The 18,685-nt window shown below is 61.6% G+C and carries 16 protein-coding genes, 1 tRNA gene and 1 pseudogene; 9 read left to right on the top strand and 9 right to left on the bottom strand.

Annotation, left to right across the window (positions count from 1 at the left end):
- Positions 1 to 103: 103 nt before the first annotated feature.
- Complete coding sequence (locus tag BP869_RS01850) at positions 104 to 2,185, top strand: M3 family metallopeptidase (RefSeq protein ID WP_342676354.1); 2,082 nt, start codon at positions 104 to 106, stop codon at positions 2,183 to 2,185.
- A 49-nt stretch (positions 2,186 to 2,234) separates the two neighbouring features.
- Here the strand turns inward: BP869_RS01850 and BP869_RS01855 are convergent, their stop codons facing one another.
- On the bottom strand, positions 2,235 to 3,056 hold the full coding sequence (locus tag BP869_RS01855) for a hypothetical protein (protein ID WP_342676355.1): 822 nt from the start codon (positions 3,054 to 3,056) through the stop codon (positions 2,235 to 2,237).
- 427 nt (positions 3,057 to 3,483) lie between these two features.
- Positions 3,484 to 4,329 carry an esterase/lipase family protein gene (locus tag BP869_RS01860; protein WP_342676356.1) on the bottom strand — a complete coding sequence of 282 codons (846 nt, stop codon included), beginning with the start codon at positions 4,327 to 4,329 and terminating at the stop codon, positions 3,484 to 3,486.
- Between the two features lie 127 nt (positions 4,330 to 4,456).
- Here BP869_RS01860 and BP869_RS01865 point away from each other — a divergent pair, with 127 nt between their 5' ends.
- The gene (locus tag BP869_RS01865) at positions 4,457 to 5,029 is read left to right on the top strand and encodes a HEAT repeat domain-containing protein (protein ID WP_342676357.1); all 573 of its coding nucleotides are present in this window, start codon (positions 4,457 to 4,459) and stop codon (positions 5,027 to 5,029) included.
- Here BP869_RS01865 and BP869_RS01870 read toward each other — a convergent pair whose 3' ends face one another.
- On the bottom strand, positions 5,030 to 5,380 hold the full coding sequence (locus BP869_RS01870) for a DUF5518 domain-containing protein (protein ID WP_342676358.1): 351 nt from the start codon (positions 5,378 to 5,380) through the stop codon (positions 5,030 to 5,032).
- A 157-nt stretch (positions 5,381 to 5,537) separates the two neighbouring features.
- Between BP869_RS01870 and BP869_RS01875 the strand changes: the two genes are divergently transcribed.
- Positions 5,538 to 5,621, top strand: a tRNA-Leu gene (locus BP869_RS01875).
- A gap of 490 nt (positions 5,622 to 6,111) precedes the next feature.
- Complete coding sequence (locus tag BP869_RS01880; protein WP_342676360.1) at positions 6,112 to 6,684, top strand: hypothetical protein; 573 nt, start codon at positions 6,112 to 6,114, stop codon at positions 6,682 to 6,684.
- A 1,022-nt stretch (positions 6,685 to 7,706) separates the two neighbouring features.
- Here the strand turns inward: BP869_RS01880 and BP869_RS01885 are convergent.
- From BP869_RS01885 to BP869_RS01895, 3 genes are all read right to left on the bottom strand, one after another.
- Positions 7,707 to 9,059 carry an ATP-binding protein gene (locus tag BP869_RS01885; protein ID WP_342676362.1) on the bottom strand — a complete coding sequence of 451 codons (1,353 nt, stop codon included), beginning with the start codon at positions 9,057 to 9,059 and terminating at the stop codon, positions 7,707 to 7,709.
- Positions 9,060 to 9,159: 100 nt separating this feature from the next.
- Positions 9,160 to 9,324, bottom strand: coding sequence for a hypothetical protein (locus BP869_RS01890; protein ID WP_342676363.1), 165 nt, complete (start codon positions 9,322 to 9,324; stop codon positions 9,160 to 9,162).
- 15 nt (positions 9,325 to 9,339) lie between these two features.
- Complete coding sequence (locus BP869_RS01895; protein WP_342676365.1) at positions 9,340 to 10,890, bottom strand: DUF4062 domain-containing protein; 1,551 nt, start codon at positions 10,888 to 10,890, stop codon at positions 9,340 to 9,342.
- 166 nt (positions 10,891 to 11,056) lie between these two features.
- Between BP869_RS01895 and BP869_RS01900 the strand changes: the two genes are divergently transcribed.
- Positions 11,057 to 11,236, top strand: a complete 180-nt coding sequence (locus BP869_RS01900; protein ID WP_342676367.1) for a hypothetical protein — start codon at positions 11,057 to 11,059, stop codon at positions 11,234 to 11,236.
- A 186-nt stretch (positions 11,237 to 11,422) separates the two neighbouring features.
- Here the strand turns inward: BP869_RS01900 and BP869_RS01905 are convergent, their stop codons facing one another.
- The 3 genes from BP869_RS01905 to BP869_RS01915 all read right to left on the bottom strand — a co-directional run bounded on the left by BP869_RS01905 (position 11,423) and on the right by BP869_RS01915 (position 14,858).
- The gene (locus BP869_RS01905; protein WP_342676369.1) at positions 11,423 to 12,484 is read right to left on the bottom strand and encodes a mechanosensitive ion channel family protein; all 1,062 of its coding nucleotides are present in this window, start codon (positions 12,482 to 12,484) and stop codon (positions 11,423 to 11,425) included.
- Between the two features lie 28 nt (positions 12,485 to 12,512).
- Positions 12,513 to 13,790, bottom strand: a complete 1,278-nt coding sequence (locus BP869_RS01910; RefSeq protein ID WP_342676371.1) for an anaerobic sulfatase maturase — start codon at positions 13,788 to 13,790, stop codon at positions 12,513 to 12,515.
- A 156-nt stretch (positions 13,791 to 13,946) separates the two neighbouring features.
- Positions 13,947 to 14,858 carry a bile acid:sodium symporter family protein gene (locus BP869_RS01915; protein ID WP_342676373.1) on the bottom strand — a complete coding sequence of 304 codons (912 nt, stop codon included), beginning with the start codon at positions 14,856 to 14,858 and terminating at the stop codon, positions 13,947 to 13,949.
- Between the two features lie 446 nt (positions 14,859 to 15,304).
- Here BP869_RS01915 and BP869_RS01920 point away from each other — a divergent pair.
- The 4 genes and pseudogenes from BP869_RS01920 to BP869_RS01935 all read left to right on the top strand — a co-directional run.
- Positions 15,305 to 15,667 (top strand): annotated as a pseudogene (locus BP869_RS01920) (SLC13 family permease); the annotation flags it as partial.
- Positions 15,668 to 16,124: 457 nt separating this feature from the next.
- Positions 16,125 to 16,736 carry an MTH895/ArsE family thioredoxin-like protein gene (locus tag BP869_RS01925; protein WP_342676375.1) on the top strand — a complete coding sequence of 204 codons (612 nt, stop codon included), beginning with the start codon at positions 16,125 to 16,127 and terminating at the stop codon, positions 16,734 to 16,736.
- On the top strand, positions 16,733 to 17,812 hold the full coding sequence (gene arsB, locus BP869_RS01930; protein ID WP_300166997.1) for an ACR3 family arsenite efflux transporter: 1,080 nt from the start codon (positions 16,733 to 16,735) through the stop codon (positions 17,810 to 17,812). Before BP869_RS01925 ends, arsB begins: the two co-directional genes overlap by 4 nt.
- Positions 17,809 to 18,672 carry a universal stress protein gene (locus BP869_RS01935; RefSeq protein WP_342676378.1) on the top strand — a complete coding sequence of 288 codons (864 nt, stop codon included), beginning with the start codon at positions 17,809 to 17,811 and terminating at the stop codon, positions 18,670 to 18,672. The genes arsB and BP869_RS01935 overlap by 4 nt, the downstream gene beginning before the upstream one ends.
- Positions 18,673 to 18,685: the final 13 nt, after the last annotated feature.

An 18,685-nucleotide genomic window follows, 5' to 3' on the forward strand; every position in this document is an offset into this window, starting at 1 on the left:
CTTTTTTTCTGCGGGGCTCCCGCCTCAGAGGTGAGGATTGAGCCGGAAACATCTCGCACGCCTTTATCTCCCTTCAGAGAGACCTAACGATCACTGATCCCCCATGCATACCAGCATTCGCCCCATCCGTTTATGGGTTGTTCTCCTGATTGCCATCGTTCTCATGACCGCGGGATGTCTCCAGGACACACGGCAGGATGGCCCTGTATCCGTGCCGGGAGAGACGAGTCCCATCCAGACACACTACTCGCCAGGCGAAATTACCCGGCTGAGCGAAGCCGCAGAGGAGACTGCAAACGCCTCTCTCAACGCCATCGTCGAGATCCCCCCGGACAGGCGCACCTTCGACACCACGGTCCTTGCCTTCGACCGGGTCATGGCAGACTATTCCGATGCCGTCCTGCCCCTTACGCTGATGGGATACGTGTATCCTGATGCCGCGATCGCTGCTGAGGGCATGGCCTGCGAGGAGTCCGTATCCGCCTTCATGACCGCCGTCTCCACCCGGCGCGACCTCTATGACGCCCTCCGTGACCAGACGCCGCGCACCCCCGAGGAGGCACGTCTCTACAACGTGACCATCAGGGACTTCGAGAAGAACGGCCTGAACCTCCCGGAAGACCGCCTCGCAAAGGTCAGGGAGATGAGGACGGAGTTGAGCGGCCTTGAGACCCGGTACGCGGCCAACCTGAACAACGACACCACCACAATCGAATGCACTGCCGACGAACTCGCCGGAATACCGCCGGCGGCGATGGCGGCGTTCTCGCAGACGCCGCAGGGGACATATATCGTCACCATGAAGTATCCCGACTATATCGCGGTGATAGCCTATGCCGACAATGCCGACACACGCAAGAGGATGCACGAGGCGTCCAGCAACCGGCAGGCGGAGGCGAACACCGCCCTGCTCGAAGAAGCGATCGTCCTGCGCCAGAAAATTGCACGGGAACTGGGGTACGCCACATGGGCAGACTACCAGATCGACGGCAGGATGGCCGGGAACACGAGCAATGTGATGGCCTTCCTCACCTCCCTCCAGGATCCCCTGAAGGAGACGTACGACGACGAGATGGCAGACCTCCTCGCCGTGAAAAAGAGTCTGGACCCGGCGGCAACGGCCGTCGACCCCTGGGATGCCAAGTACCTCCTGGAGGTACAGAAGAAGCAGGAGTATGCCTATGACGAGGAGGAGGTCAGGGAATACTTCCCTCTCGACACCGTCCTTCAGGGCCTCTTCGAGACCTACGGAACCCTCTTCGACATCGAGTTCTCCGAAGTCGAGGGCGCCCCGGTCTGGTCTCCCGACGTCAGGCTGTATGCGGTGAAGGACCGGGCAGACAACGAGACGATCGGCTACCTGTACCTCGACCTCTATCCGCGTGACGGGAAGTACGGGCATTTCTGTGCGGCCCCGCTGATCGGCGGGAGGCTGAAGGACGGCACGTACGCGACGCCGGTCGTTGCGATCCTGGGGAATTTCCACAGGCCCGAGGGTGAGAGGCCGTCTCTTCTCTCAATGTACGAGATAGAGACGCTCTTCCACGAGACCGGGCATGCGATGCACTATCTCCTGACGACCGCACCCTATGGCTCCCTGTCGGGGTTCAGCGTGGCGCTCGATTTCGTCGAGACTCCATCCCAGGCTCTTGAAGAGTGGGCATGGGATCCCGAGATCCTGGAGTCGGTATCGGGCCATTATACCAATGCGTCCAGAAAGATTCCGCCCGAACTTCGCGACCGCGTCATTGGGGCGCGAAACGTCGGCACAGGGATTTTCTACACCCGTAACCCTCTCGCCAACTCCCTGGAGGACATGCGGTTCCATACCGCGACAGGACCGGTCAACGTGACCGAGGTCTGGTATCAGACGTGCGAGGACGTGACCGGCACGCGGCCTCCTGCCGGCACCCATCAGCCTGCATCGTTTGAGCACCTCATGGGCGGATACGATGCCGGGTATTACGGGTATCTCTGGTCGAAGGTCTATGCCCTCGATATCGTCGACGAGTTCAAGGAGGACGGCATGACCAACCAGACTCTCGGCATGGCATTCAGGGACGAGGTCCTGTCGAGGGGTAATATGGAGGACGGCATGGTGCTCCTTGAGAATTTCCTGGGGAGAGAACCGGGGCCCGAGGCGCTGTACCGGCACCTCGGGATAGAGATGTCCGGAGATAATTAATCAGCCAGATCATTTCTCCTCCGATCTTTTTTATTTCAGATTCGGTCCATTACGGGATCTTTGCCGCGGCCTTCACGGCGAGGTCTTCAAGCAGTTCATAATCGGGATCAGGCCCGACGGTCACGAACATCTCATAGATATCGTATTGCGAGAAGGTGATCACGTAGTGAATGTGGTCCTCGGTCGCATTCCGGTCCCGTCCGATCAGTTTGAATGCCGCGGAGTTCTCCCCGATGGCGGGCGGGTCGAGCACTTCGTTTCGTCCGATGGAGTAGGTTTCATAGTCGGAGTCGACCATCTTCGTGGCATTTCCTTCGGGGAAGGTGATGAGCTTCTGCGAGATGACAAGGTCCCCCGGCTTTGGTGCCGGGTCTTCTGAAAAAAATTCCACAAATCCAACATCGGCCCCGAATTCTCTCATGGTCGGAGAGAGTTCAGACTCAGGTATCAACTTGTATCTGGGCGGGGCATAATCTGCGGGGAGATCGTCTTCTGTCAGGAAGAGGTCGAAGAACTCTGTTCTCTGGGTGTCGGGCGCGGCAGGAGTGGTCGCCGTTGTGGGCACAGGTGTCTCCGGGATGGCGTCGGCGTGCCCTTCTGCCGGTGGCACTGGTCCGATGAGCAGGATCGCCGCCATCATGGCTATGACAAGAACATACACCGAGGCAGGCACCCAGAACAACCTGCTTTTTCTGGTGAATGCCGCTTCGCCGCGGTTGATCCTGTCCGCCGTCCTGTAAGCATCGTATATAGAATGTCCAAGGATCCCGAGCACCACCAGGATGAAGAGTAGTATCAGCAACACCGATGCCCAGAATGAGATGAGAAATAGAGGCACGACGAGGAAGGTGGCGAGGAGCGCCGAGACCATATATGCTCCGAGATAGAAGAGGCCGTCATTCGTCCTCCCATTATACCACTGCCCCCACCCGATCCATAAGAGACTGCAGATGGCGGCGACCCAGGGGTTGCGGATTTTATTCACGTCAGGTGATGTGATCGCGGCATTGCGTGATGGCGGCGGGGATTGGTGTGATGAAGCCGCCCCTTCCGGCCAGGAGTCATTTGGGGCCCCGCAGAACGGGCATGCAGGCAGGCTTTCGTCAAAATAAATATCACAGGAGGGGCATCTTTTGACCGACGGCATGGATCAACTCTGATGAAAGAATGCCACCGCACTTAATGTGCCTGTTGATTTTTTTTTAATTTCATCCTCTATCTTTGCCGCATGCACCGTTTCCGGCAGGAATGGCATCTGGCGGGGGGTCATTTTTTGCGGATCTTCAGGAAAGCCGGGATCATTCCAGGCCCTCCTCCCTCCCCGGACACACACCCTGCGGCCGCGTCGCCGGGTCCTTGAGGTACTCTATCACCCTTGCCATCACCTCCGGGTTCCGGGGCAGGCCGATGTGGCAGTACTGCTCTGGCCTCTGCGCCAGGCCGGAGGGGTCGGCAGGGAGGATGTCCAGGCCAACACCCGGCAGGTACGAATCGGTGTGCGGCACGATGCCGTCGCCGGCATAGGTCGTCCGCCACTCCCCGTCAGGGCCGAAGGTCCAGGTCTTTCCCTGGAAGCAGGGGAAGAACGCAGGCGTGGCCGTGAGGTTTGCGGCAAGGACCAGCCGATAGGCGATGTCGTCGCGGGCCCTCGCGCCCTGCAGCGCGGTAATGGTCCTGCTGCCGGGGCGGAACTCCTGCACGATGACGTCGTCCGCGGGGTCGTAGTCGCGGGGCACGAAGACACCCGCGAGGCGGTCGATGACCTCCGGGCCGTAGTCGGGGTCGTTGAAGAGCTCGGCCATGGAAGACCCGTTGTTCGGCGGGCCGAGGCCGATCAACTGCCTGACCCGCTCCTCCCGCCGCCCGCCGTCGATCACCTCCAGGAGGTACCGGGCGATGCAGGTCCCCATGGAGTGGCAGACCATATCCACAGGTCCGGCATAACCGGTCTCATCCCGCGCCAGGGCAAGGTAGTCCCTGAACGCGGCGGCGATCTCGCCGGGTGCGGCGTCGCCCATCTCGCTGTGGTCGAAGACCCGGTACGGTATCGCCGCCTCTTCGAGCTGCGGTATCAGGCGTTTCCAGACGCCGGGATGGCTCCTCCACCCATGGACCAGTACGGCCGGACATCTCCCTCTCTGCACGAAACTGTCTCACTCTCCGGAGATCGATATCTTCCCTCTCTCTGAACCACCATTATCCTTTGGTTTATCTGCGCCGGTCCGTCCCCTCCAGGAAAAGATATATGATATGGCCCATACTCCCACGCATATGGGCAGCACGATCCGAGCGTCCGAATACTGGGACTGGAGAGAGGAGTTCACCGACCTTGGCGACGACCCTGTCGCATCGTTGATAGAGAAACTCGCCGACGACGATATCGCCGTGCGGTGGAAGGCCGCGTGGGCCCTCGGCCATCTCGGCGACAGCCGCGCCGTCGACCCTCTCATCGCCTCCCTGGACTTCGCCGGCCCCATGGTCGTGGGAGAAGGGGTATTCACCCTGAACATGGCCGCCGCCTGGGCCCTCGGGAAACTGAAAGACCCGCGGGCTGTCGAACCTCTCATCCGGGGCCTTTCAAGCGCCTGCTCCGACTATGTCTGGGTCGCGGCCTGGGCCCTCGGCGAGATCGGGGACACGCGTGCGGTCGGACCCCTGCAGGAGGCGCGGGAGAGGGACGAGTTCGAGTGCGTCTGGCAGGGCGACGCCTCGTGGAGCGAGCGGGTGTCCGACCCTGCGGAGAATGTCGTCCTCACCGCCATCACGGGGCGGACGTTCCACGGCCCGGAGACGCCGGTCGAGAAGGCGCTCGAAAAACTGGGCGAAAAAAAGGATTACACCTGATCAGGCCCGCATCGCCCCGGCGATGGCCCCCCCGATAAAGGCGAGGATGCCGAGGTACAGGAAGACGCCGACGACGAGCAGCCCCCCGACGAAGAACCCCGCAAGGAAGCCGACGCCCCCCATGAGGGCGGTCGCACCGATCAGGACGAGGATGGCGATGATGACCGCCCCCAGGATGCCGGCAAGCGCCCCGGCCTTGCCGCCGTTCCACGCACCCCCCCGTGCGATGTACCCCGCGGCAAACCCGCCCGCGAGAGGCCCGAGCACCGGGACGAAGAGGTCGACGATCACCATGATCACCCACCCGACGACGACGCCGAGCCAGAAATTCCCGTTTTCCCCATCTGCCATATGACTCCCCCGGCCGTCGATAGGTCGAGGGGCATGATAAAAGTATGCGGGCCGGGTGAGGGGGAGTTCCGGAAAAGTTCCGGCCGCTCACGGTCTGTTGCCGCCGCACCTCCGCCGCCATCACCTTTTTGTCGTCCGCTGTCCATGTAGTAGGAGAGCGAGGGTAGCCAAGTCGGCCAACGGCGCCGGACTTAAGATCCGGTCACGAAGGTGTCCATGGGTTCGAATCCCATCCCTCGCATTCTTCCTTTTTGCGATTTGTTACATTATTAATTTCAAACGGAGACGGCCCGCCGTGCTCCCTCGCCTTGCTCGCGACGCACCTCGGGCTTCCTTTCGTACGCCATGGTCCGCACTCTGGTGCGGTCCATGCCGACTGTTGAAAACTTCACTCCGCACCGTGCTGGGGATTGAAGAAACTGGCCCGGCCGTAACGAGAGACAGAAAAAGATCTGGGGGCGGTCCGTGGTGTGCCACGAGCAGGGCAAGCAAACACGGCGAGCCTTCAGCAAACTCTCCCCACACTTTCAGATCACGCACAGCCCACCTTTATCAGATTTTCTGACCCTGTCTATGTATGATGCCTATACGTACGCCCCAAGTAGAGTACAGTATGAAGAGAAACACAGAGTCTGCCCACGAGAATAGATCTAATTCAAAAAGGGAACAATAATAAAATCTCAATTCCAAAAAAAGTAATCATACAATCATACTCTGTGCCGGGAGTCAAAATGAGCCAAAAAACTCGCATGTTTCATACCACGAATGAGTCAAACAGGGACAATGATGAGAGCGAGAAATTTCAAACCGATGAGAAAGACAGATATATTTATGAACTGGTTTCAAAGAGGTATGATGAAGAATCAGACAGATTAAATCGCCTTGATGGAAAAGCGAGTCAAATAATTGCTATTGGGGGGATTATATTAAGTTTAGAGGCAGGTTTTTTAAATAATATTGTCGAACAAATTCCATATGGTTCCGGATACTATATAATTACCAGAATGATACTTCTCGCATCACTCTTGTCCTTGGTAACATCAATCGGTTTGAGTCTAAAGGCATATTCTATAAAAACAGTGAGAGCGGTGCCGGATCCCGGAGTTCTTCTGAGTAATTATACAGGAGATGAAGTTTCTTTCAAAGATGTGCTGATTCAAGTCACAAAGGAGTTAAATAATGCAGTTTCAATATACAAGGGCGTTAACGACAAGAAGGCAAAAGACACAAAACATGGTTTATATGCTCTTGGCCTGGGCATAATCGCATACTTTATATTTGGAATCGGCATTTTATTTTTGTAGGTGAATGATGAGCGAAAATGAAAAGCCAAAACAAAGGCCAAACGCTGTTAGTTGGAATTCTCCAAGGGATCCTGAGTTAAGCGATAAAATTGAGAAATCCTTTAGAGACGGACAGAGAAAAAATAGGACGCAAGAACCGAGATAAGGTAGAGTCCAAGATAGAGAGAAAACCAGGCAACTAACATATAAAGGAGCTAAAAATGTCAAAAGAAAGTGAGAAAAAAAATAAACCGAATGAAGTGACATGGGATAGTCCACGAGATCCTCGCCTTGGGGATACGGTCGAAGAGGCAGAAAAAAGAAAAAAAACAAGAGACCTTTAATTGGAAAGGCAATTAAAAATTCAATTTTTTTCTGTGCTTGTCACATAGATGAGCCTAGTTAGTACAGTCCGCTTCGTGAGGTTTCCTTTTGAGAAATTTTCCTTCGAGTGGAGCACGGTGCCGGCGGCACGGTGCGGAACGAGGTTCCATTGAGCAGCCGGTGAAGAGCAGGGCGACGAAGCTGTGGGTGGTCGGAGACGACAGAACAAGATCCTGGATCACCAGCCCACGGTGGTCATATCGATCCACACTCTTGAAGGCAAGCGTTCACTTTCACGGCGCACGAACCATACGTATCACAAATATTGTATCATCATTATCTATGCCACTCGAATGTGGCGAAAATATCCAGAACCGACGGCAAGTCTGCCGTTTCCCTGATGGAAGACCATGCACTCGTCACCGACACCGACGCATTACCGCCGCGTCGCGGTGTAGAGGGGCGGGTTCAGAAGAGGTTCATGGCAGCCTCGTCATGATGGTCTGAATCCCCAACCTTCACCGAACTTCATTTTTCTTTTTTCGTTGCTGAAACACTGCATTCCACCAGTGAAGGGGAACATCCAGAAGGAGGCTTGTGGTGCGTCACGACCCGACCGCATCGATGCCATCAAACGATGACTTCACAATTCGCTCACATTTCCCTGAGAAAAATGTGACAGGAATGTGACAATCACATTCTGGATCACATTCACTTCATCAGCGATACGCGTACCTGCTTCCCCGTCCCTTCCCCTCAAGGCTGATATGCGGATCTTCCTCCTGGAGTTGCTGCATCAGCCGCACCACCTGATACCGGTCCAGACGGGTGATCTGCCTGATCTCTGCATTCGACAGACCGGCCTCGCCGTGCTCGGCCCGCTGCCTGAGCACGCTCAGCACCCGCGTCTTCGCCGCCTCCCAGTCGGTCCGCCGGTCACGGTCAGGGTGGCCCGCCACCATCAGCCGCCGGTGGAGGTCGGAGCGAAGGACCCAGTAGGTGCCCCGCCCGGTTCCGCCGCGGTCCAGATAGCCTCTCCGCGTCTCCATCTCGTGCAGGGTGTCCCGCGCCTCCCGCTCTGACCGCTGGATCAGGACCGCAGCCGTGTGCGTGTCGATCTCGGAGTGATGGAGGAGATAGGTGAGGAGGAGGAGATGATCGACCGTCAGCCCCTCCCCCTTCTCACTCTCCTCCTCGACAAACATCCGGACCGGCAGGGAGTAGTCCCCCGCCTTCACGGTCACCGTCACCGCGTCCCCCCGCTCGTCGATGATCGGCGGCTCCTTCCCCTCGGCCAGCATCGCCTTGTACATCCGGGGAACGCCGAGGTTGCTCCTATTCACCAGGCGCAGTTTGATGAGCGCCTCGACGAGGAGGGGGTTTCTGGCAACAGGCGGGTGGTGGAGGATATTCGCCGGCGATACCCCGCCGATGAACCCGCCCGGGTTTCCGATCTCCAGCATATGAGGATACTGGCGGACGAGGACAGGGCCGCCGATCCGAAAGTCGGCGTGGTAAAAGGCGTTCATCAACGCCTCGCGGAGGACGATCTCGGGGTACCGGCGGAGCTCGAAGTGGAACATCCCCTGCTTCAGGGTCGTGATGGGGTTGTCGGCCATGATCCGGTCGAGGACCCGGTCGATGGCTATCAGCATCGCGTCCCGCCCGTCCATGCGGTCCGAGTAGTCGGTGTCGTCGATCATGCGCAGGTGCGTCCACCCATAACCGGGAACGTGCCGGCATATCGAGCGCTCTTTGCCGGCGAGGATGATCCCGGCCCTGGTGATGTGACCCGACCTGACAAGGCCGAGGGAGGTGAGGAGGTCGATGTCAGAGAGGCCGAGGAGGTCGTCGGGGGCTTTTTCCCGTGCTGCCGCCGCCCTGAGCACCTCCATGGCCGCCGCCGAGATGTGGGACTCGGGAGTTCCGGGGACGTCTTCGGCGGTGAAATCGGTCTCCCCGGTTTCCGCACCGACGTCTTGTTCGTGGTAGACAGGGTAAAGTCTGCCATGTTTCTTTTTCTCCTGCCTGGAGGTCCTGGGTCCGTCACAGGCACATCCCAATATTACCATAAGTAATATTAATCTGCCTTAACCGCCATTCTGTGGTCGGGAGAGGGCGATGACCGAGAACCTGCGGGAGAAGATCGTCGAGACGAACAGGGACGTGAAGTCAATCTGCCGCACCCGGCGGAGGATGGAGGAGAGGGACGCGGTCTTCATCGATGGCGAAGTCGTTGTTTTGGGGGATGCTCCCCGTCGATGAGCCAGACGGCGGGTACTTCCCGTCGCCGGGGTAGCGATAGGTGAGGGCGTCGCGGAAGGAGGAGACGCTCACGCTCGCCGACGATGCTCATGGCGTATCTCCTCCGGAGCCTTTCACGAGCGCAGCCCGGCCTTGCCCGGTGAGGCGGTACTTCTGGTGCCGGCTGCTCGGTTTTTCGGGGATGGTGTACTCGATCATCCGGTCCGCCAAGAGCTGGCGGACGACCTTATTGAGCTGACCCGAGATCTCTTTCTGCCCGAGCCCCCGCGAGAGTTCCGCTTTGGATTTCGGGTCGCCTTCGAGGAGCAGGAGGACTCTCGTCTCCAGCGACTCTGGCTGCGACTCTGGCTGCGACTCTGGCTGCGACTCTGGCTGCGGCGCCAGACCGGGAGCCTGGAGCCGCCGGATGAACGTCTGGAACCCGTCACTGACGGCGAACTCCGGCTCCGGCAGACCTGCCTCGGTGCAGCGCCGGATCATGTCCCGCGTTCCTGTGCCCATCCGCTCGATGTAGCCGGTCAGGTACATCGGCTCTGCGAGAAGCGGGTTGCCCGGCACCGAGCCATGGGCCTCCCGGAGTTTTTCGAGCGTCAGGGACGGCGGGAGCGTACCCGGGTTCCAGACTTCCAGGCGGTCGGAGAAGAGCATCACCTGCACGCTGCCGCTGCTGGTGTAGTCGCGGTGGGCGACGGCGTTTACAACCGCCTCCGCCACCACTTCCTTCGGGATCTCGTAGCGCACCGGCGCCTGTGGACCGGCCTCGCGGGTGCCTACCGAGAGGGCGATCTTGCTGAGGACGAAGTCTACCGCCGCATCCACGAGATCGAAGACCGTACCTTTGTAGACCTGGTAGGACGGGATCGGTTTGGCAACCTCGGTGCCGTGGAAGTGGGCGCACTTGATCTCGGAGGAGATCAGGAACCGTTGCGGCTGTTTCCCGAAGAGGAGGACCGCCGCGTTTGTCAGCTGCCCGTCGTCGAGCAGGTTCAGGTGCTCCAGCAGATCATGGGGAGAAGCGTCCCCAGCGAGAGGGAACCGGCGGGTCGTTCTGGCCGTGCGGATGAACCACGCCATGCGTTCAGGGTCCAAGTCTTCGGGCGTCGCCTTCGCGCATGGGGCCGCATCGAAGGGGCCGGAGCGGATGAGCTGCTTCTCCTCGAGGTACTCGACAAGCGCCGCATACAGCCCGGCAACCAGTTCGGATGGTGTGTTGAAGCGCTTCCTGATCAGCCCCGCCTGCGCCCTGCCGATGAGCGCACGCATCTTCGGGTGACGGGCGTCGTCGTCCGTGCCTCTGACGTAGATGAGCCGATACTTCCCTTCGGCGGTGGCGAGGTCAAACTCCCGTTCGGTCGGCGAGAGCCCTCCGGCGTTTTCAGAACCGTAGTCGTTCCCGAACAGTCCGACATAGATGTCGCAGCGCCGGACCTCGTCGAGGTACATGTCGTCGGTGCGGCGGTCGGCGGCCGGGACGTCCTCGAAGAGGAAGACCTCAAAGAACCGCCGCATCAGTGCGTCGCCCCGCAGGTAGTCGCGGAGAGCCGCCCGCTCCCGGGAGAACTCCCTCTGCACGCTGCTGATGAAGATGCGGACGGGGGTCAGGGGGAAGGGGGGCATATCTGTTTTCGGGTGGTGCATGCGTTCATTTATAGTGTTCGGATGGGCGCCCCCCTGATCGGTTCCGGCCAGGCGGTGCGGTGGCGATTGTGCTGCAGATGTTCGGGTGGGGGTGAAGGGTCACATTCACTTCCACCCCCCACACGCCTAGACCTTTTATATTTCAGGAGGCATGGATCCAGGAGGCATGGATCCCTCCATGACACCCTCCCACCTCAGGGCCGACCGGACCCTCTTCCGCGACCCCGACCTCTTCGAGTTCGACCACCTCCCCGAGGCCTACACATACCGCGACACCCAGGTCAGGGAGCTCGCCTTCGCCCTGCGGCCCACCCTCCGCGGCTCCTCGGTCTTCTCCTCCACCTGATAGGCGGCGTGCTCGGCGAGGGCCATCGAGCACGCCCGGCAGGAGAGGGCGTCGTCGGCGTGGTCCGGCACCGCCGGAGAGGTGGACAGAGACCTCGGGCATCGCGGGTCCTACCCGGCGATGATGCGGAGTCCCGCCCCGGAAAACCCTGCTTCGCACGGCCGGCGAGGATGCCGACAGCGATGCTCACCCCCCCTCCTCCGGCGCCCTGTGGAGGATGATGTCGGTGGAAGGTCCCGCGACAACCCCGGCCGCAAAGAGCCTCCTGTAGATGGCCGTGTTGAGCCTGTCCACCGAGATCCGGGTATCCACATAGTCCTCGATCCAGCACCGGGCCCTGAACATCACCCCATCCCCGTGGAACTCCAGCAGCAGCACCTGGACCGGTCTGTCCCTCATCACCCAGTCCTGCCCCTCCATCGCCTCCAGGATCAGGCCCCTCACGTATTCGATATCCGCCCCGTATGCGATCACCACATCGGTCTCGACCCTGAAGACCTTGTTCGGGACCGAGTAGTTCGTCACAAGATTCGAACCGATGATCGAGTTGGGGACGGCGACCATCCTCTTGTCCCTCGTGAGAATGCGGGTGGACCGCCAGCCGACCTCCACGACATCCCCCCATGTCTCCAGTTCCCGGATCTCGATGCGGTCGCCGACCCAGAAGGGGCGGTCGATGCTGATCACGATCCCGCTGAGGACGTCGTTGATGATGTTCTCCGCGGCGAGCCCTATCACCAGGGCCCCCAGGCCGAACGAAGCGACGGCGGCGGTCAGAGCCGAACTGCTGATCCCGAAAAGATCGAGGAGGATGATGAGCGCCAGGGCAAAAACGACGATTATGGCGATGGACTTCACGACAGGGACGATTTTTTCATGCGCCGTACCCTCGATGCGGGGCGCGACCTTCGCCAGGTACCACTCCGCAGCGGCGCTGATCAGGCAGACGGCGAAGTAGATCCCCACGACCCAGGAGATGATGAAGAAGAGGTCGTCGAGGAGGGGAGACTCCGGCACGACGACCCCGACGACCTGCCTGAGTCCGAAAATGATGAGGAAGATGTAGACCAGACGCTCGACGAGGGAGAGAATTCTCCTGTCCGGTGCCCCGGCCTTCAGGACCGTCGGCCAGAGCCAGCGGCGCATCAGGATCCTGGCGGCGACGAGGGCGAGACCGGTGAGAAGGAGAATGATGAGTATTTCACCGATATGTGCGCCAATGTCCGTGAGAGACTCCAGATCCGCCACTCAAACCCGCCTCCCCGTCGGCCCGGCGTTACCGCATCCTCCGCCCGCAGCACTTTTTGTACTTCATCCCGCTCCCGCAGGGGCAGGGACTGTTCCGGCCCACCTTCTCCTCCGCGGCGAGAATCGGCATCACCTCGTCCGCAGGCCGTCCCTGTCGGAGGAGGTCGGCCATCATCCGCATCGGGCGGTCGGCGTGGGAGAAGAAGGCCCGGTAGCCTTCGCAGAGATAGTTCAGGCCGGGTTCGCCGTCGGGCGTCTCGACGAAGCGGTTCTTCGGGCACTCCCCGTTGCAGACCGGGAGGAACGCGCACGCCCGGCAGTACCGGGGAAGGGTATCGCGCTTGGCCAGACCGAACCGCCGCTGCTTCTCCGAGTTCACCAGATCGGCCACCGGCGTCGTCAGGATGGTGCCGAGATAGTGATCGGGTTCGACGAAGTGGTCGCAGGAGTACAGGTCCCCGTTGTGCTCGAGCGCCACCCCGAGGCCGCAGGTGGGTCCGAAGATGCAGACCGTCCCGGCCCTGCCGAGCCACCCTGCAAGCGCCCCGTCGAAGTTCAGGACAAACATCCGGCCCACGTCCCGCCTGACCCACTCGTCGAAGACCGCGACCAGGAACCGGCCCCACTGGTCGGGACGGACGGATCGGTCGGTGACCGTGGTCCCCTCCTGGAACCCGGTCTCGTTCTCCCGCTCCACGATGGGGATGAACTGGAGATAGGGCGTGCGGAGTTCGTCGCGGAAGAAGCGGTACACCTCCAGCGGATGGTCGGCGTTCGTGCGGTTGACCGTGCAGAGGATGTTGAACTCGACATGGTGCTTCTGGAGGAGACGGGCGGCCCTGAGGACGCGGTCGAAGGTGCCGCGGCCGCCCCTGTCCCTCCGGTAGACGTCGTGGAGGTCGCCGGGGCCGTCCATGCTCAGGCCGACGAGGAACGCGTTGTCGTGGAAGAACCGGCACCACGCGTCGTCCAGGAGGACTCCGTTCGTCTGGAAGGTGTTCTCGATACGGGTGTCCGGGCCGGCATACTTTTTCTGCACCTCCACGGAGCGCCGGAAGAAGTCCAGGCCCATCAGGGTCGGCTCCCCTCCCTGCCAGGCGATCGTCACGCGGGGCACGCGGTGGCCCTCGATGGTCTGGCGGACGAACCGCTCCATCACCTCGTCGGTCATCCTGAAGTCGCTGTCCGGGTACAGCCCTTCCTTCTTCAGAAAGAAGCAGTAGGCACAGTCGAGGTTGCAGCGTGCGCCCGTCGGTTTCGCCATGACATGGAAGGCGGGGGGCGCCCCGCCGTCATATCCGCTCACTCGGTCCCCTCCGTTCTCACCAGACCCCGTCCCTCCTTCGCCCGGATCAGTGCCCTTGCGAGAGATAAAGGTGAGGTGTCTGTCTCGGGATCGCGCGACCTCTCCTGCAGGAGAGGAGCGTGACCCCCCACTCTCATGGCGGATTTTGCGTGCGTTTCACCGCAGGCCGCCGCCCCCTGCCCGCCGGCCCAGTTCGCCGCCGATGACCATCAGCAGCACGAGCCCCACCAGCCCCACCACGAGGACCATGACGAGGACGTCGGGGTCGGTGAAGTTGAGGCCGGCGACGGCGGTCGCTGCTCCGAGGTTGCGCTGGGCCGTCCCGAGCCCCATCACTCTCTTCGTGGCACCGTCCCGCCCCCCGAGGAGATATCCGATGGCGAATGCCGCGAGGAGGAAGAGGACCGAGGCGAGGATGGCGGTCGAACCGACGACGCCGACGAGGTCAGGGAAGTAGCCCACGAAGAACGCGACGAGAAGGACGACGAGGGCGAGGCCGGATGCCTGGGACATGACCGGCGCGACGCTCTCTGCAACCTCCTCGTAGCGCGCCCGGACAACGAGGCCGACGACCAGAGGGAGGAGCATCAGGAAGATGAGCGACCGGGCGATGTCCCAGGCGCTGATCGTGACGCCGGTGAGGGCGAGCGGGAGGACGAGGGGGAGGTAGCCGATCGTCACGACCATGAGGAGCACCATCAGCCCCACCGAGAAGGCGGGGTCTCCCCTGGTGATCTGTGCCAGTTTGGGCAGGAAGGGGGCGCCTGCAGAGAGGGCGACGATCAGCAGCCCGATAGTGAGCCCCTCGCTGAGAGGAAAAGCGACGAGGATCAGGAGGGCGACGGCAGGGACGAGGACAAAGTTTGCCAGCAGGGCGAGCACCACCATGCGTATATCCTTCAGAGGTGCGATAATCTGCGGCACCGTCAGGGTGAGCCCCATCGCAAGCATGCTGCAGACGACGAAGACGAGCACGGCAAGCTGGCCGAAGACGAGAATGAATTCGGTGAAGGGGAGTGTTTCGACCATACCGGCATCGACCTGGACAGAGCAATCCGGTTTTCCCATAGGGGCATTTTTATAAAAATATTGCGGCCCCACGTCATATGCCGGAAAAATCCCCCTCCCTGCGGCACCGCCGGGAGAGGGCTCTCTCCCCGGCCGCGATCCCCGGAGAACGAGTGCCCGGCGTCATATATATACCCGTGCAGCAGATGAAAGGCCGTCCCCTGCTGTCGGGGATGCACAGCGGGTACGAGATATGCCACGCCTATGGTCGATACAGGACCTCACACAGGTTCTGCAAAACAGAAGACATACGGTGCTATTGGTAACTTTTATAACTCTTGTCCTTCTCACGCCTTTTTTGCCTCCGGGACAGCCTGGGCGAGTATTTGCAACGCTTCTCATCGCCGCCGTCTGCTTTTTTGTGCTGTTCGGGGTGGGGAACGACCGGAGGTACGTCGCCACCGCCCTGACCCTTATCGTCATCGCGTACGCAACACAGTACCGCCGACGCCATCGCAGGCGTTCTCGCCGATGTCGGCGGCGGCAACCCCTATGTGGCGCTCACGGTCGTCTTCGTCGCCTGTCTGGTGATGACGAACGTGATCACGAACGCGGCCGCGGCGGCGTTCATGTTTCCCATCGCAGTCTCCATCGCCGGGGACATGGGGGTGAGCTTCATGCCCTTTGCGGCGGTGCTGATGCTCGGGACGAGTTACTCCTTCATCAACCCGGCCGGGTACCAGACCAACCTGATGGTCCTCGGACCGGGCGGGTACAGGACCGCCGATTATATCCGGGTGGGCGTCCCGCTCACCATCGTCGCCGGGATTGTGATGGTCCTGCTCACGCCGCTGGTGTACGGGTTTTGATCCGGGGCAGTGCCGCGGCCGTCCAGTACATTGTGGTGAACGTGTTCCAAAGAGCCACCGGGACCACCCCTGCACGGGGGTACAACGTCACGCACAGGCCAGGGCTGGCTCCCCCAGGTCGCGCCGATTTCCACCCTTTTTCCTGCCTCTCTCCCCCTCGATCCCGGCATGGCCCACACCGCGTTCCCTTCTCCCCCCGGAGCGGACATTCTACCTCCGATAAAACCGCACCTTTTCCCGTCGAATACGCAAAAACCCCCAGAACGGCACGTCCCAAAACGCGACCCATACTGCCGAGATCGAAGGGCCGGAAACGGAGAATGGGGGCCATATCAGCCATATTGGACCCCGGCGTTCGCCTTTCCTCCCTGTCGCCCCGGCTCGTTCCAGGCCTGCTGCGGAATGATTATACGACAAACGGCCCCATGGCAGAAATAGACAGAAGAGGGCGATGACCATGAAGATCGAGATCCTTGGAACCGACTGCGCGAAGTGCAGGCGCCTGGCAAAGAACGTCGAGACAGCGGTCGCAGAACTCGGGATCTCCGCCGAGATCGAGAAGGTCGAGGAGATCACCGCCTTCATGGAGCGCGGCGTGATCTCGACCCCGGCGCTCGTCGTCGACGGCGACCTGAAGGTCTCGGGCCGGGTGGCCGACGTCGCCGAGATCAGGGCGCTCCTGCGGGAGACCACCCTCGTCGTCGAATGGCGGCACATCGGCGAAGACATCGACGCGACCTGCGAGAGGTGTGCCGCGACCGGCCGCACCCTCGCAGCGGTTCTGGACGAGATCCGGCCCCTGCTCGCGGCCCGGAAGGTCAGGGTGGAGGTGGTGGAGACGGCCCTCCCGCCGGAGAGGATCGCGGAGTCCAACACCGTCCTCTTCAACGGCACACCCCTCGAAGACCTCCTCGACGAGGTGCGGGTCGAGACGACGCCGTGCGTCTCCTGCTCCTGCATCACCGGGACGGACGCCTCGTGCCGGGCGACCGTCTGCGGGGACGAGGTCTGCGAGGCCGTGCCCGCCAACCTGATCAGGCGGGCGGCCCTGAAGGCGGTGGAGCGGTGACAGAACGCCGCCTCTCCACCTTCGAGAAGTACCTCACCCTCTGGGTGGCGCTCTGCATCGTCGCCGGGATCGCCCTCGGCCGGGTCGCGCCGGGCGTCGCCGTCGCCCTCGACTCCTTCTCCGTCTACCAGGTCTCGATACCCATCGCCATCGCCCTCTTCTTCATGATGTACCCGATCATGGTGAAGATCGACTTTGCCGAGGTGCTGCGGGCGGCCCGGACACCGCGGCCGGTCGCTCTCACCCTCTTCGTGAACTGGGCGATAAAGCCCTTCACGATGTACCTCATCGCCACCTTCTTCCTGGGCTACCTCTTCGTCGGCTTCATCCCGGGCACCGAGGTGCTCCCCGACGGCACGGTCGTCGAACTCTGGCGGAGTTATGTCGCCGGGTGCATCCTCCTCGGCATCGCCCCCTGCACCGCGATGGTGCTGATGTGGAGTTATCTCGCCAGAGGCAACGACGGCCTCACCCTGATCATGGTGGCGATCAACTCCCTCACCATGCTCGTCCTCTACGCCCCGCTCGGCGGGTTCCTCCTCGGCGTGAACGCCATGCCCATCCCCTGGCAGACGATCCTCCTCTCGGTCGCCGTCTATGTGGCCCTCCCCCTCGTCGCGGGGTATCTCACCAGGAAATGGATCCTCGCCCGCAAGGGGATGGCATGGTTCGAGACGCGGTTCCTCCACCTGCTGACGCCGGTCTCGATCGTCGCCCTGCTCGGCACGCTCGTCCTCCTCTTCGCCTTCAAGGGGGACGTCATCGTCGAAAACCCCCTGACCATTCTCTGGATCGCGGTCCCCCTCTTCCTCCAGACGGTGCTCATCTTCACCCTCGGGTATTTCGTCCTGGCGCCGCGGCTCGGCCTCGTGTACAGGGACGCCGCCCCGGCCGGGATGATCGGCGCCTCCAACCACTTCGAGGTGGCGATCGCCACGGCGACCATCCTCTTCGGTCTCGGGTCGGGGGCGGCGCTCGCCACGGTCGTCGGCGTGCTGATCGAGGTGCCGGTGATGCTGATGCTCGTGCGGATCTGCCTGCGGACGCAGGGGATGTTCCGGGGTGAGAGCGGATGATGGAGAGGATGCTCGTGCCCCTGGAGATCCACGGTTCTGCGGCGGCGATGGCGCCGGCCGTGGAGGAGATCGCCCGTCTCGGCGTCGGGCGGGCCGACCTGCTGTATGTGGTCAATATCCGCGACACGGCGGCCGACCCCGGCGTGCGGGAGCACGACCGGGAGGTGATGGCCGGGTGGACGGAGCGTCTTCTGGCCTGCGGGGTTCCCGACGTCAGGGCCGAGGTCGTCGACGGCATCCCCTGGATCGAGGTCCTGGAGAGGGCCGAGGCCGACCCGCCCTCTCTCATCGTGATGGGGTCGCACGGCCGCACCCTCATCCCCCGCATGCTCCTGGGGAGCCAGACCGAGAACGTGCTCGCCCATGCGCAGGTGCCTCTCCTCGTCCTCCGCCTTGCGGTGCTGAAGGAGGGGGATCCGACGGCCTGCACCCTCACGACGGACGGGATCTTCCGCCGGATTCTCTACCTCACCGACTTCTCGGAGGAGGCGGAGCGGTGCATCCCCTTCATCGAGTGGATGGCCGGGGCGCGGCCCGAGCGCCTCGTGATCATGCACGTGCAGGACACCCGACGCCTCTGGACGGCGTCGCAGGACGAGATCGCGGCCTTCAATAGGGAGGACGCAATGCGGCTTGCAGGCCTGAAGAGGCGCTTCGAACCCCTCGGCATCCCGCAGGTCGTCACCGACCTTGCGACCGGCAACGCCATCGACGAGGTCCTCGGTGTCGAGGAGACATTTGCACCGACGCTCATCGTCATGGGGGCGAAGGGGCGGCACTCTGCTCTCCGCTCTCTCCTCGGCGGGGTGACGGCGGCGGTGGTGCACAGGGCGCGGGCGCACGTGCTCGTGGTGCGGTGAAGGATCGCACCCG

It is taken from the genome of Methanofollis sp. UBA420 (genome assembly GCF_002498315.1).
Lineage (GTDB): Archaea > Halobacteriota > Methanomicrobia > Methanomicrobiales > Methanofollaceae > Methanofollis.